A 21,745-nucleotide genomic window follows, 5' to 3' on the forward strand; every position below is an offset into this window, starting at 1 on the left:
ATAAACGGAAGGTATAAATTAGTAATGACCCAACGAACGCGCATGGTGACGTTTGCCACGAGAAATTATGTCAGATAAGAATACAACGAGTCCATCGATCTCCGACGTCGACGTCAGCCCTGCGGACCTCGAAGGTCCCAAAGTCGATCGTCGAACCGCAGTGAAGGTGTTCGGCGCGGCGGGGATGGGTGCGCTCGCCGGCTGTTCCGGAGGCGGTGGCGGCGACGGGAGCGGCGACGACGGGAGCGACGACGACGGGAGCGACGACGACGGGAGCGGCGACGACGGGAGCGGCGACGACGGCTCGGACCGGTACGGCGGTCGCCTCAAAGCGGCGTGGTGGACCGGCGACATCAGCAACCTCGACCCGGCATACATCAGTACGGGGATCTACTTCCAGCTCTCGGTCAACATCTTCAACGGGCTCGTCATGGCCAACGAGAACCTGGAGATCGTTCCCGACCTGGCGACGGACTGGACCGTCGAGGACGACGGAACGAGGATGGTTTTCGACCTCCGTGACGACGTGTCGTTCCACAACGGGGACCACTTCACGGCCGAGGACGTCAAGTACACGATCGAACGGAACATCGAGCGGGAGGCACCCCACAACCTGGAGAACGAACTCATCGCAGTCGAGGACGGAGCGGTCGAGGTCGTCGACGACTACACGGTCGCGTTGAATTGGGAGGCGCCGCTCGCGTCCGCGCTCGCGCTCCTCACCGCAGGTCCGGGGCGTGCGGCGACGATCGTGAACCGGACCGCGTTCGAGGAGATGGGTGCCGAAGAGTACAACCTCGAACCCGTCGGCACCGGGCCGTTCCAGGTCGAGAGCCACGACACGGGATCGGAGATAATCCTCGACGGGTTCGACGACTACTTCAGGGAGGACGAGGACGGCAACTCGCTCCCGTACCTCGACGGCGTCGACGTCAGTCTGATCCCCGAGCCCGGAACCGTCGTGAACACCCTCCAGTCCGGCGACATCCAGTTCACGAACCTCCTCCCGTTGGGGAACATCAACGAGGTTGAGGACAGTCCGGATGCCGGTGTCAGCAGTACGATCGGGAACACGTGGGCCGGCGTGATCTTCAACCACGCTCGCGAGCCGTTCGACGCCGTCGAGACGCGACTCGGCATCGCGAAGGCCATCGACAACGAGGCGTTCGTCGAGTCCGCGTACTTCAACTACGGCGTCGCGAACCCCGGCGTCTTCTCGCCCAGCCCCGAGTGGATCTGGCGAGAGCCCGACGAGAAACCGGACGACCAGGCCTACGCACCCGAGGAAGCACAGGAGCTGTTGGAGGAGGGCGGCGCGATGGACACCACCATCAGCATCCTCGCGAACCCGGAGAACCTGCGCGCCTCGCGGGTCCTGAACCAGCAGTTGAACGCGGTCGGTCTGGATTCCGAAGTCGATCAGGTGACCTCCGCGACGTTCTGGGAGCGGTTCGACTTCGACGGCGACTTCGACATCCTGCTCAGCGGGAGCGTCGACAAGCCCGACCCCGAGGAGTCGATCTGGAACTTCTTCCGGCTACCCGACGAGGACGGCGTCTGGAACTGGGCACAGTACCGCAACCAAGAGGTCCACGACCTCCTCGGCGAACAGCGCCGTCAGATCGACCAGGAGGAGCGCCGTGAAACGCTCTGGGAGATCGAGGACATCCTCATCCGTGAGGCTGCCTCCGGGTTCATCGGTCACCAGGAGGACGTCTGTGGGATCCGTGACGAGGTGAAGGGCTTCGTCCACATCCCCGCGTTCGTCCGGAAGTTCGAACCGGTGTGGTTGGATGAATAGGACGCTCCGTGACCGCTAAATGAAGAAGTACATCGCCAAACGCGTCCTCAACGCGCTGTTCGTCGTTTGGCTGGTGGCGACCGTGGTGTTCTTCGGCCTGCGGGCCATCCCCGGCGGGCCCGTTCGGACGATGTTGGGTGCCGAGGCCACCGAGGAGGCGGTAAACCGGATGCGTGCGGAACTGGGCCTGGACCAGCCTCTCTACGTCCAGTACGCCGAGTGGATGCTCGACCTGATAACGCTGGACCTCGGACAGAGCCTCACCTCAGGCGAACAGATCAGCGTGATGATGGCGAGCGCCGTCCCGCGGACGCTCTCGATAGCGCTGATCGGGGTCGTCGTCGGGCTCGGGATCGCGCTCCCGACCGGAATAATCAGCGCGACCCGGAAGGGACAGCGGTCAGACTACGTCGCGACCGTCGCTGCCTTCCTCGGCCTCTCGATGCCGGCGTTCTTCATCGGCATCCTATTGGCGCTCGTCTTCGGCGTCTGGTGGGGTGTCCTCCCGATCGTCGGATACGCCCCGTTACAGGAGGACGGGATCGTCGAGTGGTTCCGTCGGATCCTCCTCCCCGGGATCTCCGTCGGCGTTCCGTACGCGGCCGTCGTGATGCGGATGACCCGCTCGTCTCTGCTCGAAGTGCTCGATGCGGAGTACATGAAGACGGCGAAGGCGAAGGGCGTCGGTCGAACCACGAGGTTGTACAAACACGCGATGCAGAACGCGCTCATCCCGGTGGTTACCGTCGCCGGGATCCAGATCGCGCTCGTGCTCGTCGGGAGCGTCACCGTCGAGCTCGTCTTCGGTATTCAGGGGATCGGTCGGCTCCTCGTCGACGCGATCCTCGACCGCAACTATCCGGTCACTCAGTCGGTGATCCTCCTCGTCGCGGCGATCATGGTATTCATGAACCTCACAGTCGACATCATATACACGTTCCTCGATCCGCGGATCCGCTACGGAGATGAGGCGTCATGAGCAACGACCACACCACGTCCGGCCGGTCGGACTCGGGCGCGCTCGACCCCGACGAGCGGGAACGGATCGCTCGTCGGTATCGTGACGAATCGCCGGTCGACTCGACCGAGAACAGGGGCGTGTATCGCCGGATACGCGACCAGCTCCTCTCCGACAAGAAGGCGATCTTCGGCGCGACGATGGTGCTCCTGTTCGTCTTCACGGCGATCTTCGCGCCGATGATCGCGCCGTACGAACAGGACGACACGTTCGGGATAAACCAGGGGCCGAACAGCTACTCCGAGAGCGACGTCGACGGCGACGGCGAGATGGACCGCGTGTGGCACGTGCTCGGGACGGACTCGTTCGGTCACGACCTGTTCACCCGGATCGTCTTCGGGGCGCGGATCTCGCTTCTGGTCGCGCTGACGACCGTGGCGTTCGCGTTCACCGTGGGGACGGCGATCGGGTTGATAGCCGGCTATTACGGCGGCCTGATCGACGAGTTGCTGATGCGGTACGTCGACTTCCAGTGGGCGTTCCCCTCGATCATCCTCGCTGCGGGGCTGATCGCGTTCCTCGGCGGGCTCGGCGTGACCAATGTGGTGATCGCGATCGGGGTCGCCTTCATCGACGACTTCGCCCGACTGGTTCGGGGGGAAGTGCTGTCGATACGTGAGGAGGAGTACGTCCTCGCCGCCCGGGCGATCGGGACGAGCGACCGGCGGATCATGACCAAGGAGATCCTCCCCAACGCCGTCGCGCCGATCATCGTCCAGATGACGCTCATGATCCCGCTCGCGATCATCGCAGAGGCGGCGCTCTCCTTCCTCGGTCTCGGGGTCAAACCCACGACGCCGACCTGGGGGCTGTTGCTCGCGGAGGGGCGGCAGTACATCAACCAGGCGTGGTGGATCAGCGTCTTCCCCGGCCTGGCGATCATGGTCGTCGTGTTGGCGTTCAACATGTTCGGCGATAGCCTCCGGGACGCCTTCGACGTCAAGCAATCGGAGGTCTCGGAGAAATGACGATGCTGGAGATACGGAACCTACGGACGGAGTTCGAGACACAGCGCGGGACGGTCACCGCCGTCAACGGCGTCGACTTACACATCGACAACGGCGAGATCGTCGGGCTCGTCGGCGAGAGCGGGAGCGGAAAGAGCGTCCTCGCACAGAGCGTGATGCGGCTCGTGGAGGACCCAGGCGAGGTCACCGCGGACGAGCTACTGTTCAAGGGCGAACCGCTGCTCGAGAAGTCCGAAGCGGAGATGACGGCGATCCGCGGCAACGAGATCTCGATGGTGTTCCAGGACCCGATGAACAGCCTCAACCCGACGATCACCGTCGGGGAACAGATCGCGGAGACCGTCCGGCTCCATCAGGACGTCGGGGAATCGGTCTCGCTTTCGGCAGAGATGAAACGAAAGATAATCGGCGCTTCGAAGGCGAGCGAGTCGTGGCGCCGGGCGATCGAGATGCTCGAGTCCGTTCAGATACCGCATCCTGAGAGCCGCGCGACGGATTACCCTCACGAGTTCAGCGGCGGGATGCGCCAGCGCGCGATGATCGCGATCGCGCTCTCGTGTGAGCCCGATCTCTTGATCGCCGACGAGCCGACGACGGCGCTCGACGTGACGATCCAGGCGCAGATCCTCGAGGAGTTACACGACATCCTCGAGGTGTTCGATACCTCCATCCTGCTCATCACGCACGACCTGGCGGTCGTCGCCGAGACGTGTGACAGGGTGAACGTCATGTACGCCGGGGAGATGGTCGAACGGGCGACCGCTCGGGATCTGTTCGAGAACCCACAGCACCCGTACACGCAGGCGCTTCTCGCGAGCACTCCGCAGGTCGAGACGGCGGTAGACGAGCTGAAACCCATCCCGGGGACCGTCCCCGAACCGATCGACATCCCGTACGCGTGCCACTTCGCGCCGCGGTGTCCGGAGGCCAAAGAGGAGTGTTTCGAGGTCGACCCCGCGTTCAGACGCGTCGGTAGCGAGGGCCACGAGGCGGCGTGTATCCGCCGTGAGCCGGTGGACGGCGAGGTGATCGAGAATGAGTGAAACCGATACGACGGACGTCGGAACGGGGAGAACGGACCGAGACTCGAACGACGGCCCACTGCTCGAAGCGGCCGGACTGAAGAAGTACTTCGACCAGTCGGACGGGATGATCGACCGGCTCCTCGGTCCCGCCTCGAAGGTGAAGGCCGTCGACGGCGTCGACTTCGAACTCGGCCGACAGGAGACGGTCGCGGTCGTCGGCGAGTCCGGCTGTGGGAAGAGCACGCTCGGGAAAACGCTCCTCAACCTCCACGACCCGACGGGCGGGGAGGTCCGGCTGGACGGGACCGAGATCGGCGGCCTCTCCGACAAGGAGATGCTCCCGTACCGCAAGGAGATCCAGATGATCTTCCAGGACCCGCTCGCGTCGTTGAACCCGCGCCAGACCGTCGGTGACATCATCAAGGCCCCGTTAGAGGTCCACGGTATCGGCGAGGACGACGCGGACCGGACGGAGCGCGTGCGGTCGTTGCTCGACCGGGTGGGGCTCTCCCCCGACTACTTGGAGCGGTACCCGCACCAGTTCAGCGGGGGCCAACAACAGCGGATCGGGATCGCCCGGGCGCTGGCGTTGGAACCGCGGGTCCTGATCGCCGACGAGCCGGTGAGCGCCCTGGACGTCTCGGTCCAGGCACAGATACTCAACCTCCTCAGCACGTTCCAGGAAGAGTTCGGGCTGTCGATCCTGTTCATCACCCACGACCTCAGCGTGGTTCGGTACATCGCCGACCGGGTCCTGGTAATGTACTTGGGCGAGATCGTCGAGTCCGCGCCGGTGGACGAACTGTTCGAGAGCCCACAGCACCCCTACACGCAGTCGCTCCTCTCGTCGGTGCCGCGGATCGACCCGGAGGAGCGGTCCGACCGGATCACGCTTCGGGGCGTGGTGCCGTCGCCGATGGACCCGCCCAGTGGGTGTCGGTTCCACACGCGATGTCCGGTCGTCATCCCGCCCGAGGATTGGCCCGGCACCGAGGAGGCGTTCCGGTTCGCCTTCCGGTTCCGGAACCAACTGCTCTCGGGGGAAATCGACGTCGAGAACATCGAGACGCACCTCGAGGCGACGAGCGGTCGCGCGACGACGGAGGCGGTCGCGAACGAAGTGATCGCGGACGCCTACCCCGGATCGCCGGCGGACCTCCCCGAGGGGAAACGGGACGCGATCGAGTCCGCGGCGACCGCGCTCGTGGAGGGGGACGAGGAGGAGGCCGGGTCGATCGTCTCCGAGGCGTTCCCCTCGCCGTGTGAACGGCGGACGCCGACCGAACACCGACACGCGAGCGATCACGCCGTGCGCTGTCACCGACTCGACCCGTCGGCGCCCGGACGGCCTCAGCGGATCGGGGCGGACGACAGTTAGGACGAGTCGGCGGCTCGCGGCGTCAGCGAGAGCGGGTAGTCGACGAGGTTCTCGAACCCGTCACGGGTGACCACGACGAGGTCCTCGAGGCGGACGCCGCCCCGGTCGGGGTCGTACACGCCCGGTTCGACCGTCACCACGTGACCGGGCCGTAGCTCGCGCTCGTCGGTCAGTCCCGGTCCCTCGTGGAGGCTGACCCCGATCCCGTGGCCGACGCCGTGATAGAAGCCTGTCGAGACGTCACCGACGCCGTATCCGGCGTCCGAGAGCACGTCCGAGGCGGCCTCGTGAACCGCAGCCGCGCGGACGCCGGCCCCCGAGTCGAGGACGGACATCGCCGCCTCCCTGGCGTCGAGGACCGCGTCGTAGGCGGTCTCGACCCACGGGTCGGGCGAGCCCACCGTGAACGTCCGCGTGACGTCCCCGTAGTACCCGTGTGGACCCCGCGGCGAGAGGTCTATCAGGACCGACTCTCCCGGGCGTATCTCGTCGGTTCCCGTGAAGTGGAGGTCGGCACACGTCGACCCCGCGCCGATGACGGAGTACCCGGACGGGTCCACGCCCTGCCGGGAGAGTTCGGCGTTGATCTCGCGACGGAGGACTTCGGTCGTCAACACGTCCCCGTTCCAGCGTGTCACGTCGCCGTCGACGGTGGCCTCGGCGAGGACGGCCTCGGCGCGTGCCAGCCCGCGTTGTGCCGCGCGCTCGACCGATTCCAGGCACCGTTGCTCCGGTTCGGTCTTGCGCTCGCGCGCGCTTTCGACCGCACTCGTCGTGACGACCTCGTACCCCGCCTTCGAGAGTCGGACGTACGCGTCGTGGCGGATCGCGGGCGGAACCGCGACCGGCCTCTCGACCTCGCGGTCCTCGAGAACCGCGAGCACGGCGTCGACCGGGTCGGGGTCCGACCGGTCGCCGTACCCCACGACGGTCGCCCCCGGGAACTCCCGCTCCGCCTGTTCGTCGAAGAGGGACGGCGGGAAGAGCAGGGCGTCGCCGTCGTGGTACGCGAACGCGTACGGTCGATCGGGCCCCGAGAACCGCGTGAGGTACCTGAGGTCGTCGTCGAACCGGTCGGCGACGTGGACGAACGCCTCGGCGTTCGCGTCGGTCAACGTCTCGGCCAGGAAGCCGTACTCCGTCTCAGGGTCGTCCGGATGGTCCATACGAACACGGAGCATGACGCCCGATATAAACGCACCTCACTCGAGCCGTTCCGTGAGGTACGTCTCGACCGTCCCGTAGTGTTCCTCCGGTTGCTCCCAGAACGGCATGTGGCTGCTCGAGTCGAACTCGACCAACCGCGAGTCGGGGAGCCGGTCGTCGATCCCCACAGCGATCTCCGGGTCGATCTCGTCGTGTGTCCCGGTGAGCACGAGCGTCGGTACGTCGATCGTCCCGAGTTCGTCACGCACGTCCCAGCCGCGGAGCCGGGCCGTCTCCGTCAGGACGTACTCGTTCGGCCCCCACATCAGCCCGTACACGTCGGTGTTGACGTTCTCCAGGGTGTGTTCGACCGCACGCGGGTACTCCTCGAGCCGACAGACGTGGGCACGGTAGACGTCGTCGAGCGCGTCGAGGTACGCGGGCGCGTCGTAGGCACGCCTCGCCTCGTGTTCCTCGACCACGTCGAGCCGTTCCGACGGGAGGTCCTCGGCGCGGCTCCGCATCGACCGGTACGCGGACGCGGTGTCCGCGAGCGTGTTGGCCAGCACCAGCCCGGACAGGTGCTCGCCGTACTCGAGCGCGTACTCGAGCGCGAGCATCCCGCCCCACGACTGGCCGTACACGACGAACCGGTCGGGCTCGAGCTCGCGGCGGACGGCTTCGACCTCCTCGCGGTACGCCTCCACGGTGTACCCGTCGAAGTCGCCGGGGGCGGGCCCACTCGACCGTCCGACGCCGAACTGGTCGTACAGCACGACGCTCAACTCGTCCGACCCGTGTCGCGAGAGCGGGAGGAGGTAGTCGTGGGGCATGCCGGGGCCCCCGTGGAGCGCGAGCATGACGTCGTCGCCGTCGCCGAACCGGCGAAAGTACAGTTCCTTGTGGTCGACGGAGAGGTACCCCTCCGCGTGCGGCCGTTCCAGGTACTCGGACGTCGTCATGGACGGATCGAGTGAACGGACGGGGGCGACGAAGCATATATCTGCCCCTCGCGGAAGACGGACGTCGCGGCTGGACACCACGACCGCGACGCGGGGGAGGACACCACGACGCCGCGGCGGCGGAACACCACGGCCGCGACGCCACGGCGGGACTAGTCGAAGATCCGCTCCTTCGAGTCCTCGCTGAAGCCGTCGCTGGCGTCGTATGCTGTCTCGTACACCCGACGGATCTCGGCGATGGGGTCGTCGGCGTGGTCGACGCGGAGGTCGTGGTACGCGGTCGTCTTCGGCGCGGACACACACACCGCAGCGGAGCTGTGTCCGCGCTTGTCGCCGCCGACCTCGACGCCGGCCGCGAGCGCGTCGATCAGGCGGGGAACGAGCCCGGCGTCGACGGCGTCGGCGGGCTCGGTCGCGAGGAACGCGTCGGCAGCGGCGGGGAGCGCCTCGGGGCCGGCGAGCATGTTGCCGGCGACGGTGACGCCCGCCTCGGGATACGTCTCGTCGCCCGACCACGAGTCGGTCTCGTCGCCGGTGTACGCGAAGACGTCGCCGTCGGCGACGCCGTGAAGCTGGCGGAGTTCGCTGTGATCGTCCCGCTCGAGGACGCCCGAAAGCGCCTGCTCCAGCGGGACGTCCTCGAGGAGCGCGATGCCGCGGCGACCCAGCCGCACGTTGACGAACGCCTGGGTGCTGACGGCACCGCGACTGCTGACGTACGGGGCGAGCGCGCCCACCGCGGGCGCGTCGGTCGTCACTGCCACGCCGTACACCGTACCGGCGTCGGACTCCTCCTGGACGCAGATCGAGAACGTCATACGATCCTCTGTGACGGCCGTCGGTATAACGGTCACTCCGAAACTATCCGGTCGGGTTCGCCCGGAACAGTTCGGCTAGTTATTTAACCCAGTCCTCCGCCAACTGCTCGTATGGAACCAGACCTCGACCGGTTCACTTCGCGTCGATCGACCGTCTACGGCCAGCGTGGCGTCGTCGCGACGAGCCAGCCGCTCGCGAGCGAGGCGGGAGTAGAGACCCTACGGAACGGGGGCAACGCCTTCGACGCCGCGGTGGCGACCGCCGCGGCGCTCAACGTCGTGGAGCCGACCTCGACCGGGCTGGGCGGCGACGTGTTCGCGCTGTACCGGACCGCCGACGGCGACGTGGGCGCGATGCGCGCCTGCGGCGGCGCGCCGGCCGACGCCACGATCGAGAACGTACAGGCCTCCCTCCGGGAGACCGACGACGTCGGCGCGTACTACCCCGACGACGGCGGTTACGCGGTCGACGACACCGAGGAGGCCGGGATGCCCTTCTACGGCCCGCACACGGTCACCGTCCCCGGCACGGCGCGGGGGTGGGAGGCGACCGTCCAGGAGCTCGGCCGGTTGACCCTCGCCGACGTGCTCGCGCCGGCGATCCGGTACGCGACCGAGGGCTACCCGGTCTCCGAGGTCATCGCTTCCTACTGGGAGGGGGCCGAGGAGCTGTTCACCGACGGGAACGCCCGCGAGGCCTTCCTCTTCGGCGGGGAGTCGCCGGCGGTGGGCCAGGAGGTGACCCTCCCGAAGCTCGGCGAGTCGATGGAGCGGATCGCAGAGGAGGGCGCCGACGTCGTCTACGATGGCGAGATCGCGGAGGCGATCGCGACGGAGGTCCAGTCACACGGCGGGTTCATGACCGTCGACGACCTCGCGGACTTCGAGGTCGAGTGGCCGGAGCCGGTCTCGACGACCTACAACGGCGCGGAGGTGTACGAGCTCCCGCCCAACAACCAGGGACTCATCGCGCTCGAGGCGCTCAACGTCGCCGAGGAGCTGGGCGCGGGCGAGTACGACTACGACTCCGCCGAGCGCGTCCACTACTTCTCGGAGGCGCTCAAGGTCGCCTTCCACGACGGTCACCGCTACATCACCGATCCCGAGTACGAGGACCACCCGCCGCTCGGGTCCAAAGGCTGGTCTGCGAAGCGCGCTGTAGAGGTCGGCGAGACGGCGAACCACGACGTGAGCTTCGGGGTGCCCGACGCGAACGCCGAGGACGCCGACACCGTGCTCCTTACCGTGGCCGACGAGGAGGGCAACGTGGTCTCGTACATCAACTCGCGGTTCGCCGGGTTCGGCTCCGGGCTCGTCGCAGGCGACACCGGGATCGCCCTCCAGAACCGCGGCGCGTCGTTCTCGCTCGACCCGGATCACCCGAACAGCCTCGAACCCGGCAAGCGCCCCTTCCACACGCTCATCCCCGGGATCGTCCGCCTCGACGAGGACGACTGGGCGGCCTTCGGCGTGATGGGCGGGTACATGCAGCCACAGGGGCACGTTCAGGTGATCTCGAACCTGGTCGACTACGGGATGCCGCTCCAGCGCGCGCTCGACGAGCCGCGGTGGCGGTACCGCGAGAGCGGCGAGCTTGCGCTCGAACCCCACTTCGACGACGGCACTGCCGCCAAGCTCGTCCGGAAGGACCACCACGTGAGGACGCTCTCGCCGGTACAGTTCGGCGGCGCACAGGTCGCCCGGAACCGCGACGGCGTCCTCTCGGCAGCGACGGAGCCACGCAAGGACGGCAACGCACAGGGGTACTGACCGCGCCGACCTCGACCGTCGGACGGTACCCGATACCGTCTCGCTCCCGAACGAAGCGGTTGCCGTCGTACTCATCCGCGAGGATACTCTTATAAAGGCCCGTACGGTAGTGAGTCACAGAATGAGACGGAAAATACAGCGGCGTGACGTTCTCAAAGGCGCTGGTGCGGCCGGAATCGCGACGCTCGCCGGCTGCTCCACCGAGGGTGGCGACGGCGACGGCGACGGAAGCGACGGCGACGGTGCGCCCGACGCCGTGATGGTCGTGGGGTTCCCGGAGTCCGGCATCCAGCTGTTCCGCGACTTCTACTCCGAGTTCGCCGACGATGTGCCCGATCTCGACATAATCGTGCCGGACGGCCTGATCGATACCGACCTCCCCGGCGAGGTCGACAACGACATGAACAACGTCATCGGGACCGCGCCGTCGGCGGGTGGTCCGGGTGCGGACTTCTTCGCCGACCTGTACGAGGAGGAGTACGACACCTCCCCGGCCGTGTTCAACGCGCAGGCTTACGACGCGATGGCGGTCGAGATCCTCGCCGCGACCGCGGCGGGCGAGAACGACGGATCGGCGATCCGCGACCGGATCCGGACCGTCGCGAACCCCGGTGGCGACGAGTTCGGCCCGGAGGACCTCCCCGAGGCGGTCGAGACCGTCGCTGGCGGTGACCCCGTCCACTACGTCGGGGCGTCCTCGAGCGTCGACTTCGACGTCAACGGGGACATCGCCACCGCCGCGTACGACGTGCGGGACTTCCAGGACGGCGAGATCGAGACGCTCGACACGCTGGAGTTCGGTAACGAACTCTCTGACGAGGACCAGGACGCGACGGCCGAAGACCCGGTCGGCGTCGACGAGTTCGAGGCACGCATCGGCGTGTTGATGCCCGAGACCGGTGACCTCGGTCCGCTCGGCGGTCCGATCCGCGACGGCGCGCTACTCGCAGCGACCCAGGTCAACGACGCCGGGCTCAACGTCACGGTCGACACCCGCGTCGAAGACACACAGACCGACCCGCAGGCGGGTATCTCGGGCGCGAACGCACTCGTCGACGCTGGCTTCGGCGCCGTCGTCGGCCCCGCCGCCTCGAACGTGAACCTCCAGGTGGCCGACCAGGTGTTCATCCCGAACGGCGTCGTCGGCATCTCCCCGTCCTCGACGAGTCCGGACGTGACCGAGTTGGACGACGACGACTACGTCTTCCGGACCGCCCCGTCGGACCTGCTACAGGGCCCGGCGATGGCCCAGCTCGCGAGCGGCGATCGGGTGGGTGCGGAGTCCTCCGGGACGCTGTACCTCAACGACGCCTACGGCCAGTCGCTCGAGGAGGAGTACGCGGCTGCCTTCGAGGAGAACGGCGGAGAGGTCACGGAGCGCGTCTCCTTCGAGCCGGCACAGTCGACGTACACCAGCCAGTGGTCGAGCGTCCTGAACGAGTAGCCGGTTCGCAGCGGCGGACGGTCCGTCGCCGAGGTTCCGTTCGATCGTTTCGCCGACCGAACTGATCGGGAGCGAACGCGCAGGCGACCGAGCTACCCGCCGAGGAAGTCCTTCCGCACGTCTTCGTCCGTAAGCAGTACGTCGCCGCGGTCGGTGTAGCGGTTCTCGCCGTTAACGAGCACGTAACCGCGGTCACAGCGGCGTAGCGCCTCCTTCGCGTTCTGTTCGACCATCAGGACCGCGGTCCCGCCCTCGTTGATCCGGTCGATCCGATCGAACATGTCGGCGACGAGGTCGGGCGCGAGCCCCGCCGACGGCTCGTCGAGCAACAGCAGGTCCGGATCGAGCATGAGCGCCCGCCCCATCGCGACCATCTGGCGCTGGCCGCCGGAGAGCGTCCCCGCCTTCTGATCGTTCCGCCTCCGGAGGATCGGGAAGCGGTCGTAGACCTCCTCGATCCGGTCCTCCGGGACGCTTTCGAGGATGTACGCGCCCATCTCGAGGTTCTCGCGCACGCTCAGGCCGGGGAACACGTTGTCGGTCTGGGGGACGAACCCGATCCCCTCGCGGATTATCTGCTCGGGTGCGAGCCCCTGGATCGGCTGGCCCTCGAACTCGACGACCCCGTCCATGTACGTCGTGAGCCCGAAGACCGTCTTCATTACCGTCGACTTCCCCGCACCGTTGGGACCGACGACGGTGACGTACTCCCCCTCTCCGACGTCGAGGTCGACATCGGAGAGGATCTGCAGGTCGCCGTACCCGGCGTCGAGGTCGCGAAGCCGGAGGATGGCGTCGCCCTCGAGCGTGTGTGACGTTCCCGCGACCCCTTCGTCGCCGTCGGCGGGTGTCGCGTCGTCGGGGGCACTCGACGTCTCGCCGGCGTCCTCGGCGCTCATATGTCCTCCCCCAGGTACGCCTCGATGACGCGTTCGTCGTTCCGTATCTCTTCGCCGGTCCCTTCGGCGAGGACGGTTCCCTGATGCATGACGATGACGTGCTCGCAGTTGTTCATGATGACGTCCATGTCGTGTTCGACGAGGAGGAACGTGTACCCGTCCGCGCGAAGCCGGTGGATCCGATCGAGCAACTTCTCCTCTAACGTCGGGTTGACGCCCGCCAGCGGCTCGTCGAGCAGGACCATCTCGGGGTCGGTCATGAGCGCGCGGGCCATCTCGAGGAGCTTCCGTTGCCCGCCGGAGAGGTTCCCCGCATGTTCGTTCGCGAGGTGGTCGATCTCGAAGAAGTCGAGCGTCTCCCAGGCACGCTCGCGGATGGCCTTCTCCTGTTCGACCACCTCGCCCCGGAGACCCGGCGTGACCGATCGGATCGCCGACTCGCCGATCTGTCCCTTCGGGGCGAGCATCAGGTTCTCCAGCACGGTCATCTCCTCCAGCTCGCGGGCGATCTGGAAGGTCCGGACGAGGCCCTTGCGCGCCATTTGGTACGGCTTCAGTCCCGTGACGTCTTCGCTTTTGAAGTACACGTTTCCCGCCGTCGGCTCGTGGACGCCGGTGATACAGTCGAACGTCGTCGATTTTCCGGCGCCGTTCGGACCGATCAGGCCGGTCAACGACCCCTGTTCGACCTCGAAGGTGGCCCCGTCGACGGCGGTGACGCCGCCGAACCGCTTGACGAGCCCCTCGACGCGGAGCGGAACGCCTGACGGCGTGTGCTTGGCCGCCTTTTCGACCTCGCTGTCGTTCGCCTCCGGTTCGTCGCCGGGCGTCGCCGCGTCCGCCGCCTCGGCGACGTCGGACGCGTCCGGGACGTCGCTACTCATCGACCTCACCCTCGCTGGGACGTTCGGAGAGGTCGACGGCCGCGGCCGTCTCGATCCGGTCGCCGAGAATGCCGTCGGGTCGTCGGTGGATGATGAACACGAGTATCAGCCCGAGGAGGACGAACTGGAGCGGCGCGATGTTGTCGGTCGCGAACGCGAGGAACGCCGTCGGGTCGAGCGTGGCCACCGCGTCGGCGAACGAGGCCGGCGTCTCGGCGTCGATGACGTCGCGCACCGTCGCCCCGGCGCGTCGCGGCCCCTCGAACAGCACCGTCGCGAAGACGATCCCACCGAGAACCGCGCCGGCGTTCGACCCCGACCCGCCGATGATGACGGCGATGAACACGTAGAAGGTCAAGAGAGGCATGAACTGCGGCGTCGGCGAGACGTTGCCCTGGCTGCCGAACCAGAGGATCCCCGCCAGCCCCATCAGCGCACAGCCGATAACGAACACCTTGATCTTGATCAGGTTCACGTCCTTCCCGAGCGAATCCGCGACGAGTTCGTCCTCGCGGATCGCCTTGAGGGTCCGACCGAACGGGGAGCGACCGAGCCGTTCGAGAAGCACGAAGAACCCGATCACGAAGCCGGCGAGGACGACGATGTACCCCAAGTCGATGAGGATCGAGTTGGAGATGCCGAGCCCCCCGGCACCGAACACACCGAAGACGAGGTCGCCGAGTGCCGTCGGGGTACCGCGTTGACCGTCGACGAGGAAGAGCTCGCGGACCGGGTTCCGTGGCATCCCCATCCCGCTGCCGCCGCCGGTTCCGACGCCGAGCGTGTCCCGGAGGAACGCGTCGAACGCGCTGGACTGGAGGAATAGCCGGACGATCTCCGAGATGCCGAGGGTGACGATCGCGAGGTAGTCGGCCTTGAGCCGGAGTGCCGGGAGCGCCGCGATCAGGCCGACCAACGCGGCGACCAGCATGCCGGCGACGATGCCGACCGGCAACGGGAGCCCGAATCCGGGCGGACCGAACGCCGGGTCCGGCGATCGGACGACGATTCCCATCGTGTAGACGCCGAGCGCCATGAACCCGGCCACGCCGATGTTGAACAGTCCGGCGTATCCCCACTGGAGGTTCAGCGCGAGCGCTGAGAGGGCGTACACCAGCCCGAGGAACGTCAGGGTTCGCATCAGGCCGACGACGCTGTTGAGTCCGTCAGTGAAGGTGAGGAGGGCCGCGACGAGGTAGACGAGTAGCAGCGTCCCGAGGATAAGCCCGAGGTCGCTGCGGCGCGCGGCCTCGAACAGGGCGGTCGTCGCGCTCTCGGGTGCCTCCGTGTCTTTCGGACGGGACGAGTCGTCGCTCATGCGGTCGTCACACCTCCGAACAGGCCCTCTGGACGCAACAGGAGCATGGTGATCATCACGGCGAATGCGGCGGCCTCGTTGAAGTCCGAGGGGATCCAGATCGTCGAGGTCGTGAACACGACCCCGATGACGACCCCACCGGCGATCGCGCCGTACACCGACCCGATGCCGCCGAGGATCACGGCAGCGAAGATGAGGAGGAGGAGCAGCCAGCCGAAGTCGAACTGGATCGTCCCCCGGAGCAACACGTAGAGGTAGCCGGAGGCCCCCGCGAGCCCGCCGCCGATGATCCACGTGGCGGTGACGACGCGCTCGGCCGGAATGCCGGTGATCAACGCGAGGTCCTTGTTGTCCGCCATCGCCCGCATCGCGGTGCCGAGCTTCGTGTGCTGGAGCATGAAGTGCATCGCCAGCATGAGCCCGACGGCCGCGACGACGATGGTCAACTCGTGGGCGTTGATCGAGAGGCCGAGCGGGCCGAACGCGAGGTTCGACGCGTCGACGCTCGCCGTAACGCCCCGTCGGTCGGAGCCGTAGACGAACTGGATGACGTACCTGACGACCAGCGCGGCGCCGATCGACGCGATGAGGATCGAGATCCCGTCGCGGTCCCGCATCGGCTTGTAGAAGGCACGATCGAGCGCCAGCGCGACGACTGCGGTGACCGTGAAGGCGACGACGAGACCGATCAGTATCGCCACCGGCGCCGTGAGGATATGTGCGCCGATGTCACCGGCGCTCACGTCCCCGGCGTCCCGAACGGTCACCAGCGCGCGGACCGGCACGTCGCCGAAGCCGGCGATCAGGAAGGCGACCCCCCAACCGGTGAACGCCCCCGTGCTGACGAGGTCTCCGTGCGAGAAGTTCGCGAACGAGAGGATACTGTACGTCATCGAGAGTCCGATCCCGGCGAGCCCGATCACGAGCCCGATCACGAGCCCGTTCCAGAGGTTCGAGCCGAGCCGGTCCGCGGAAAGGGCCCCGCCGATCGGACCGACCGTGACTCCCGCGAGCTTCGCCGCGAGATCGACGAGGAGCAGCCCGCCGACCAGAGCGACGAGGAGGATCCCCGGTCGGGTCCGCACTGCGTCGACGATCGACGGATCAGTCGTTCCCATGTGTACGTCTCACTATCGCTGGCTCCGATATGGAGAGGTAAATAATTCGCTGTTTCGACGGACGTCGGAACCGAGAACGTCGCTCACAGCTGACGGTCGCGAAACGTCTCTCGTCTCGGGAACGGTCCCATCGTCGACCGCGACGACGGCGACCTCCTCCCGCCGACACCCGTTCCGTTCAACTCCTCCCGTCAGTCTCCGCCGGCCGCCCGCGCCCGCCGTCTGGCGTCCTCGGCGGACCGCCCCTCGCGCACGAGCGCGTCGATGAACAGCTCGCCGGCCTTGTACGACGACCGGACCATCGGCCCGGACGCACTGTAGAGGAAGTCGAACTCCGTCTCGGCCACCTCGCGCCACGTCTCGAAGACGTCCGGGTGGACGTACTCGAAGACGTCGAGGTGCGACCGCGACGGCTGGAGGTACTGCCCGAAGGTGACGACGTCGACGCCGACCTCCCGGAGGTCGCCGAGCGTCCGGTACACCTCGTGGTGGTACTCGCCGACGCCGAGCATGAGGCTCGTCTTGGTGTGGATATCGGACTCACGGTCGACCCGGTCGAGGACCGACAGCGACTGCTCGTAGTTCGCCCGGCGGTCGCGCACCGGCCACTGGAGCCGCTCGACAGTCTCGACGTTGTGGGCTATCACGTCGGGGCCGGCGTCGACGATCCGGTCGACCGCGTCCGGGTCGCCGCCGAAGTCGGGGATCAGCGTCTCGACGAGTATGCCCGGGTCACGCCGTTTGATCGCGCGGATCGTCTCCGCGAAGTGGGCGGAGCCGCCGTCCGCGAGGTCGTCGCGGTCGACCGACGTGAGGACGACGTACTCGAGGCCGATCTCCGCGACCGCGTCCGCGACGTTCTCGGGTTCCTCGGGGTCCAGCGGCTCCATCCCGCCGGTCTCGACGTCACAGAAGTTACACCCCCGCGAGCAGCGATGTCCCATGAGCATGAACGTCGCCGTGCCCGGCCCGTTCCGGCCCGACCAACACTCGCCCATGTTCGGACAGTTGGCCTCCTCACAGACGGTGTGGAGGTCCCGATCGCGGAGCGTCTCCTTGATCTCCGTGAACCGGCTCCCGGAAGGGGGACGCGACTTCAACCAGTCCGGTTTCCGCCGGCCGCGTTGCATATCGAACCCTCGGGCGGCGAGCGGAAAAACGTGCGGGTCGCCCGCCCGAGATCCCGTCGTCGCCGGAGAAGCTATATGACCCCCCTCCACGGTGTGAACGTATGGACCACCCCGCGGAGCGTGCGGATCACGACTTCGAGACGGAAGCGATCCACGCGGGCGAGGAACCGGACCTCGGGCCGGGCGGTACCGGCGACCTCGTCTCGCCCGTCCACCTGTCGTCGACGTTCGCGATGGACGAGGCCGGCGCCCCGAGCCACGGATACAAGTACTCCCGACTTGGGAACCCGACCCGCACAGCCCTCGACCGTCGCGTCGCGACGCTGAGCGGTGCGGACCACGCGATGACGTTCGCCTCCGGCATGGCCGCCATCGCGACGACGTGTCTGACCGTACTCGAATCGGGCGACCACGTCGTGGCGTTCGACGGCATCTACGGCGGAACGAAGGTGCTCTTCGACGAGTACCTGGCCGAGCACTTCGACGTGACCGTCGAGTACGTCGACGCGACCGACGCGGACGTCGTCGCCGACGCGGTCACCGCCGAGACGGCGCTGTGCTGGATGGAGTCGCCGACGAATCCGCTGTTGAAGCTGTGCGACGTCGAGGCCATCGCCGGGATCGCCGACCGGCACGGCGCCCTGCTGGCCGTGGACAACACCTTCGCGACGCCGTACTTCCAACGGCCGCTCTCTCTGGGCGCCGACGTGTCCGTCTACAGCACGACGAAGTACCTCAACGGGCACACCGACTCGATAGGCGGCGCGGTCGTGACGGACGACGACGCCCTCGCCGAGCGGATCCGGTTCGTCCAGGAGTACGCCCTCGGCGCGATGCTGTCCCCCTTCGACTGTTACCTGGTCCTCCGCGGGAGCAAGACCCTCCCGCTCCGGATGCGTCAACACGAGACGAACGCGACGCGCGTCGCCGAGTTCCTCTCGGACCACCCGGCGGTCACCGCGGTCCACTACCCGGGTCTCGAGAGCCACCCCCAACACGACCTCGCCGTCCGTCAGATGGACGGCTTCGGCGGCGTCGTCTCCTTCGAGGTCGACGGCGAGGCTGCAGAGGCGCGGGCGTTCGTCGAGTCGCTCGATCTCTTCACCCTAGCCGTCAGCCTGGGGAGCGTCGAGTCGCTGATCGAACATCCGGCGAGCATGTCGGCCTCGTACGTGCCGGAGGAGGAGCGGCTGGCGTCCGGAATCACGGATTCGCTGATCCGGGCACCGATCGGCACGGAGAGCGCGGACGACCTGATCGCCGACCTGGAGCGGGGGTTACAGCACCTTTGAGGGCCGGGTCCTTTGAGGGCCGGGTCCTTCGAGGCCGGGGAACGGCCGGACGACGTCGGCCGCGGTCATCCGACGTCGACCGAGGTCACCAGGGTCGGCTGTGGTCACTCGATGTCGGCGGCGTCGACCACTCGCGCGAACTCCCCGTTCAGGTGCGCGAGCGCGACCTGGTGGGACGTCTCGGGGTCGATCCGCTCCCCGTCGGGGGCCTCGCGCTCGTGGGTCGCGGTCGCGTCGGCGACGAGGTACACGTCGTAGCCGCGGTTCTCAGCCATCCGGACGGTGGTCGAGACGCAGTGGTCGGTGGTGAGCCCGCAGACGACGAGCGTGTCGTGGCCGCGATCGCGTAGCCAGTCGTCGAGGTCGGTCCCGAGGAACGCGCCGTTGACCGACTTCTCGAAGGTCACCTCGCCGTCGGCGGGCGCGGTCTCGGCCTTCCAGGCGAACCCCGGCGCGTCGCGCCGGAGCGGCGATTCGGGCTCGGTCGAGGCGTGGCGGACGTGCGCTATCGGGCGGTCGGCGGCGCGCCAGCGCGAGAGCAGGTCGGCTGTGACCGCCTCCGCGTCGGGGTTGTTGCGCTCGCCCCACCCGGGTTCGTCGAAGCCGGTCTGGAAGTCGACGAGGAGCAGGACGGTGTCGTCGGGGAGCGAGTGCGCCTCCCCGGAGCCGACGCGGTCAGTCATCGCCGACCCCCAGAACGGTCGCCGGCGATCCCTCCGCGCCGTCCGAGTCCGTGTTCGAGCCGGCGAAGCGCCGCCACGCGCCGCGTTCGAGCAGTTCGGCGGGTGCCTTCGGGTGCTCGCGGGTCGGGTCGAGCGGGCACTCCGCGGGGCTCTCCGCGTCGTCCTCGCGGAAGAGGTACTGCGTCCACTCGCGGTCGCCCTCGACGCCCCAGTCGCCGAGGTCGGCGTGCGGACAGACCCCGTCGTACGCCTCCATCCGTGAACGGATCGCGTCGCGGGCGCGCTCGCCGGCCTCGGTGTCCGCCGTGATCCCCTCGAAGACCGCGCGCGGCTGGAAGGTGACCTCCAGGCCGACCGGCGAGTAGCGGCTCATCCGGTCGTCGTAGAAGGGGGCGCGCGAGGTGGGAAACAGCGGCTCACAGCCGAAACAGAACTCCCAGTGGGGGTCGTCGGGGTCGGTCGGAATCGAATCGGGCCACGGCTCGGGGTCGTGGACGTGGAGGAACTCGAGGACGTGCCAGAGCGCCTCGTGGTAGTCGGCCTCCGTGGCGTCCTCCCCGAAGGGCGCGAAGAAGACCGCCAGTGGCGCGCGGTCCGCGTGGTCCGCATAGCTCTCGAGGTACTCGAGGAGGACGTCGCGGAACCGGAGGAGTACAGCGGGGTCGCTCGTGGACTCGCACGCTGTGTACAACAAGTCGCCCTCGCGTTCGACCTCGATCCCGAAGTAGCAGGGGAACGGCGACCCGTCGCGCTCGCCGAGCATCGACTCGCGGAACGTGCGGTAGTGCTCCGCGAGCCAGTCGGGGGCGTCCTCGAGCCGATCGTGGAGCGTCTCCTGGTCCAACAGCACGCCCTCGGTACCGGGCTCGTTCATGGGCGTACTCGGTCGGCGACCGGCTTTTGGCTTTCGGCGGGACCCACGCCGTGGGAGCGATACGATCCGGTCGCCACACCCTCGTCCCGTCCCGCCGGGGCGTTTATGAAGTCGCCCACGAGTGACGACGTATGCTCATGACGCCGGGGCCGACCGCGGTCCCAGAACCCGTCCGCGACGCGATGAGCCGTGAGCTGATCAACCCCGACGTCGACCCCGCCTTTTTGAGGATCTACGACGACCTGGTCGACCGGCTGTCGACGGTGTACGGGGTCGACGGGGTCGACTCACACGACGTCGTCGTCCCCGGCGGCGAGGGGATCCTGGGCCTGGAGGCCGCAGTCGCCTCCCTCGTCGAGCCCGGAACCGAGGTGGTGTGCCTGTCGAACGGGCTCTACGGCGACGGCTTCGCCGACTTCGTCGAGTCGTACGGCGGCGAGGCGACCGTGGTCAACGCTCCCTACGACGAGCCGCTCCCGCTCGAGGACCTCGAGACCGTGCTCGCGGCCGACGACGCAGACTTCGACCTCGCGACGATGGTCCACTGTGAGACGCCCACGGGGACGCTGAACGACATCGACGCCGCGCTCGACCGGCTCGAGGCGACCGACCGGGAGGTACTCACGGTCGTCGACGCCGTCTCCTCGCTCGGCGGGACGCCCGTCCCGACGGAGCGGATCGACGTCTGTCTGGGGGCCTCCCAGAAGTGTTTCAGCGCGCCGCCGGGGCTCACCACCGCCGCGATCAGCGACCGCGCGTGGACGGCGATGGAGGCGCGCGACCCGCACTCGCTGTACACGAACTTCCTCCCGTGGCGCGACACCGACGAGGGGTTTCCGTACACCCACCTCACGACGAACGTCGTCGCCCTGTCGGAGGCGCTCTCGCTCCTCCTCGACGAGGGGCTCGGCGACGTCTACGCGCGCCACGAGGCGGCCGCAGCGCGCTGTCGCGAGCGCGGCGCGGAGCTCGGGCTGGAGCCGTTTTCCGACCCCGAGCGCGCGTCGCCCACCGTGACTGCCTTCGACGTTCCCGGGCGGGCCGAGGAACTCCAACACCGACTCCACGAGGAGCACGACGTGCTCGTCGCGACCGGCCTCGGCGACCTCGCCGACGACGTGTTGCGCGTCGGGCACATGGGCCACGCCGCGCGCGTCGAACGCGTGGACGAGACGATGGACGCGCTCGCTGTGGTGCTGTGACGGTCGTGTCTACCG

At 67.8% G+C, this 21,745-nt stretch carries 19 protein-coding genes; 9 read left to right on the top strand and 10 right to left on the bottom strand.

From position 1 onward, the window contains the following. The first annotated feature begins 67 nt into the window (after positions 1-67). Genes DQW50_RS04890 through DQW50_RS18405 form a run of 5 tightly spaced genes read left to right on the top strand, consistent with a single transcriptional unit; the run spans position 68 to position 6,190 of the window. Positions 68-1,801 carry an ABC transporter substrate-binding protein gene (locus DQW50_RS04890; RefSeq protein ID WP_112078180.1) on the top strand — a complete coding sequence of 578 codons (1,734 nt, stop codon included), beginning with the start codon at positions 68-70 and terminating at the stop codon, positions 1,799-1,801. 19 nt (positions 1,802-1,820) lie between these two features. Continuing rightward, complete coding sequence (locus DQW50_RS04895; RefSeq protein WP_112078181.1) at positions 1,821-2,780, top strand: ABC transporter permease; 960 nt, start codon at positions 1,821-1,823, stop codon at positions 2,778-2,780. Beyond that, positions 2,777-3,787 carry an ABC transporter permease gene (locus tag DQW50_RS04900; protein WP_112078182.1) on the top strand — a complete coding sequence of 337 codons (1,011 nt, stop codon included), beginning with the start codon at positions 2,777-2,779 and terminating at the stop codon, positions 3,785-3,787. The genes DQW50_RS04895 and DQW50_RS04900 overlap by 4 nt, the downstream gene beginning before the upstream one ends. Before the next feature lie 2 nt (positions 3,788-3,789). Next, positions 3,790-4,830, top strand: coding sequence for an ABC transporter ATP-binding protein (locus tag DQW50_RS18400; protein ID WP_241964340.1), 1,041 nt, complete (start codon positions 3,790-3,792; stop codon positions 4,828-4,830). After that, a complete protein-coding gene (locus tag DQW50_RS18405) occupies positions 4,823-6,190 on the top strand; it encodes an ABC transporter ATP-binding protein (protein ID WP_112078184.1) in 1,368 nt (455 codons plus the stop codon). Before DQW50_RS18400 ends, DQW50_RS18405 begins: the two co-directional genes overlap by 8 nt. On the opposite strand, the gene DQW50_RS04915 is transcribed toward DQW50_RS18405, so the two are convergent. The 3 genes from DQW50_RS04915 to DQW50_RS04925 form a co-directional block, all read right to left on the bottom strand. After that, complete coding sequence (locus tag DQW50_RS04915; protein WP_112078185.1) at positions 6,187-7,356, bottom strand: Xaa-Pro peptidase family protein; 1,170 nt, start codon at positions 7,354-7,356, stop codon at positions 6,187-6,189. The genes DQW50_RS18405 and DQW50_RS04915 overlap by 4 nt on opposite strands. Positions 7,357-7,392: 36 nt before the next feature. Then, positions 7,393-8,298 (bottom strand): proline iminopeptidase-family hydrolase, encoded by a 906-nt coding sequence (locus DQW50_RS04920; protein ID WP_112078186.1) that lies wholly within the window; start codon positions 8,296-8,298, stop codon positions 7,393-7,395. Between the two features lie 152 nt (positions 8,299-8,450). Continuing rightward, complete coding sequence (locus DQW50_RS04925; RefSeq protein WP_112078187.1) at positions 8,451-9,116, bottom strand: DUF1028 domain-containing protein; 666 nt, start codon at positions 9,114-9,116, stop codon at positions 8,451-8,453. Between the two features lie 111 nt (positions 9,117-9,227). Between DQW50_RS04925 and ggt the strand changes: the two genes are divergently transcribed. Both ggt and DQW50_RS04935 read left to right on the top strand, forming a co-directional pair. After that, positions 9,228-10,886: a gamma-glutamyltransferase gene (gene ggt / locus DQW50_RS04930; protein WP_112078188.1), complete on the top strand. Its 1,659-nt coding sequence runs from the start codon at positions 9,228-9,230 to the stop codon at positions 10,884-10,886. Between the two features lie 121 nt (positions 10,887-11,007). Beyond that, positions 11,008-12,330 (top strand): ABC transporter substrate-binding protein, encoded by a 1,323-nt coding sequence (locus DQW50_RS04935; RefSeq protein ID WP_112078189.1) that lies wholly within the window; start codon positions 11,008-11,010, stop codon positions 12,328-12,330. A 92-nt stretch (positions 12,331-12,422) separates the two neighbouring features. Here the strand turns inward: DQW50_RS04935 and DQW50_RS04940 are convergent, their stop codons facing one another. The 5 genes from DQW50_RS04940 to lipA form a co-directional block, all read right to left on the bottom strand. Then, a complete protein-coding gene (locus DQW50_RS04940) occupies positions 12,423-13,229 on the bottom strand; it encodes an ABC transporter ATP-binding protein (protein ID WP_198664611.1) in 807 nt (268 codons plus the stop codon). Beyond that, a complete protein-coding gene (locus tag DQW50_RS04945) occupies positions 13,226-14,113 on the bottom strand; it encodes an ABC transporter ATP-binding protein (RefSeq protein WP_112078190.1) in 888 nt (295 codons plus the stop codon). Before DQW50_RS04945 ends, DQW50_RS04940 begins: the two co-directional genes overlap by 4 nt. Continuing rightward, positions 14,106-15,431: a branched-chain amino acid ABC transporter permease gene (locus tag DQW50_RS04950; RefSeq protein ID WP_112078191.1), complete on the bottom strand. Its 1,326-nt coding sequence runs from the start codon at positions 15,429-15,431 to the stop codon at positions 14,106-14,108. Before DQW50_RS04950 ends, DQW50_RS04945 begins: the two co-directional genes overlap by 8 nt. Then, a complete protein-coding gene (locus tag DQW50_RS04955; protein WP_112078192.1) occupies positions 15,428-16,549 on the bottom strand; it encodes a branched-chain amino acid ABC transporter permease in 1,122 nt (373 codons plus the stop codon). Before DQW50_RS04955 ends, DQW50_RS04950 begins: the two co-directional genes overlap by 4 nt. A 191-nt stretch (positions 16,550-16,740) precedes the next feature. After that, complete coding sequence (lipA, locus tag DQW50_RS04960) at positions 16,741-17,679, bottom strand: lipoyl synthase (protein WP_112078193.1); 939 nt, start codon at positions 17,677-17,679, stop codon at positions 16,741-16,743. A gap of 101 nt (positions 17,680-17,780) precedes the next feature. Between lipA and DQW50_RS04965 the strand changes: the two genes are divergently transcribed. Then, positions 17,781-18,971: a PLP-dependent aspartate aminotransferase family protein gene (locus DQW50_RS04965; protein WP_112078194.1), complete on the top strand. Its 1,191-nt coding sequence runs from the start codon at positions 17,781-17,783 to the stop codon at positions 18,969-18,971. 104 nt (positions 18,972-19,075) lie between these two features. Here DQW50_RS04965 and DQW50_RS04970 read toward each other — a convergent pair whose 3' ends face one another. Continuing rightward, on the bottom strand, positions 19,076-19,654 hold the full coding sequence (locus DQW50_RS04970; protein ID WP_112078195.1) for a cysteine hydrolase family protein: 579 nt from the start codon (positions 19,652-19,654) through the stop codon (positions 19,076-19,078). Continuing rightward, complete coding sequence (locus DQW50_RS04975; protein WP_112078196.1) at positions 19,647-20,528, bottom strand: YqcI/YcgG family protein; 882 nt, start codon at positions 20,526-20,528, stop codon at positions 19,647-19,649. The genes DQW50_RS04970 and DQW50_RS04975 overlap by 8 nt, the downstream gene beginning before the upstream one ends. Before the next feature lie 131 nt (positions 20,529-20,659). Here DQW50_RS04975 and DQW50_RS04980 point away from each other — a divergent pair, with 131 nt between their 5' ends. Beyond that, positions 20,660-21,730 (top strand): alanine--glyoxylate aminotransferase family protein, encoded by a 1,071-nt coding sequence (locus DQW50_RS04980; protein WP_112078197.1) that lies wholly within the window; start codon positions 20,660-20,662, stop codon positions 21,728-21,730. Positions 21,731-21,745: the final 15 nt, after the last annotated feature.

Source organism: Halorubrum sp. 48-1-W (assembly GCF_003287355.1).
Taxonomy (GTDB): Archaea; Halobacteriota; Halobacteria; order Halobacteriales; family Haloferacaceae; genus Halorubrum.

Bases quoted from the DNA above. Each gene is read 5' to 3' on its own strand.
- DQW50_RS04975 (WP_112078196.1), bottom strand. From the start codon at position 20,528: ATGAACGAGCCCGGTACCGAGGGCGTGCTGTTGGACCAGGAGACGCTC.
- DQW50_RS04940 (WP_198664611.1), bottom strand. From the start codon at position 13,229: ATGAGCGCCGAGGACGCCGGCGAGACGTCGAGTGCCCCCGACGACGCG.
- DQW50_RS18405 (WP_112078184.1), top strand. From the start codon at position 4,823: ATGAGTGAAACCGATACGACGGACGTCGGAACGGGGAGAACGGACCGA.
- DQW50_RS04920 (WP_112078186.1), bottom strand. From the start codon at position 8,298: ATGACGACGTCCGAGTACCTGGAACGGCCGCACGCGGAGGGGTACCTC.
- DQW50_RS04900 (WP_112078182.1), top strand. From the start codon at position 2,777: ATGAGCAACGACCACACCACGTCCGGCCGGTCGGACTCGGGCGCGCTC.
- lipA (WP_112078193.1), bottom strand. From the start codon at position 17,679: ATGCAACGCGGCCGGCGGAAACCGGACTGGTTGAAGTCGCGTCCCCCT.
- DQW50_RS04915 (WP_112078185.1), bottom strand. From the start codon at position 7,356: ATGGACCATCCGGACGACCCTGAGACGGAGTACGGCTTCCTGGCCGAG.
- ggt (WP_112078188.1), top strand. From the start codon at position 9,228: ATGGAACCAGACCTCGACCGGTTCACTTCGCGTCGATCGACCGTCTAC.
- DQW50_RS04955 (WP_112078192.1), bottom strand. From the start codon at position 16,549: ATGGGAACGACTGATCCGTCGATCGTCGACGCAGTGCGGACCCGACCG.
- DQW50_RS04925 (WP_112078187.1), bottom strand. From the start codon at position 9,116: ATGACGTTCTCGATCTGCGTCCAGGAGGAGTCCGACGCCGGTACGGTG.
- DQW50_RS04950 (WP_112078191.1), bottom strand. From the start codon at position 15,431: ATGAGCGACGACTCGTCCCGTCCGAAAGACACGGAGGCACCCGAGAGC.
- DQW50_RS04965 (WP_112078194.1), top strand. From the start codon at position 17,781: ATGGACCACCCCGCGGAGCGTGCGGATCACGACTTCGAGACGGAAGCG.
- DQW50_RS04945 (WP_112078190.1), bottom strand. From the start codon at position 14,113: ATGAGTAGCGACGTCCCGGACGCGTCCGACGTCGCCGAGGCGGCGGAC.
- DQW50_RS04970 (WP_112078195.1), bottom strand. From the start codon at position 19,654: ATGACTGACCGCGTCGGCTCCGGGGAGGCGCACTCGCTCCCCGACGAC.
- DQW50_RS04895 (WP_112078181.1), top strand. From the start codon at position 1,821: ATGAAGAAGTACATCGCCAAACGCGTCCTCAACGCGCTGTTCGTCGTT.
- DQW50_RS04935 (WP_112078189.1), top strand. From the start codon at position 11,008: ATGAGACGGAAAATACAGCGGCGTGACGTTCTCAAAGGCGCTGGTGCG.
- DQW50_RS18400 (WP_241964340.1), top strand. From the start codon at position 3,790: ATGCTGGAGATACGGAACCTACGGACGGAGTTCGAGACACAGCGCGGG.
- DQW50_RS04980 (WP_112078197.1), top strand. From the start codon at position 20,660: ATGCTCATGACGCCGGGGCCGACCGCGGTCCCAGAACCCGTCCGCGAC.
- DQW50_RS04890 (WP_112078180.1), top strand. From the start codon at position 68: ATGTCAGATAAGAATACAACGAGTCCATCGATCTCCGACGTCGACGTC.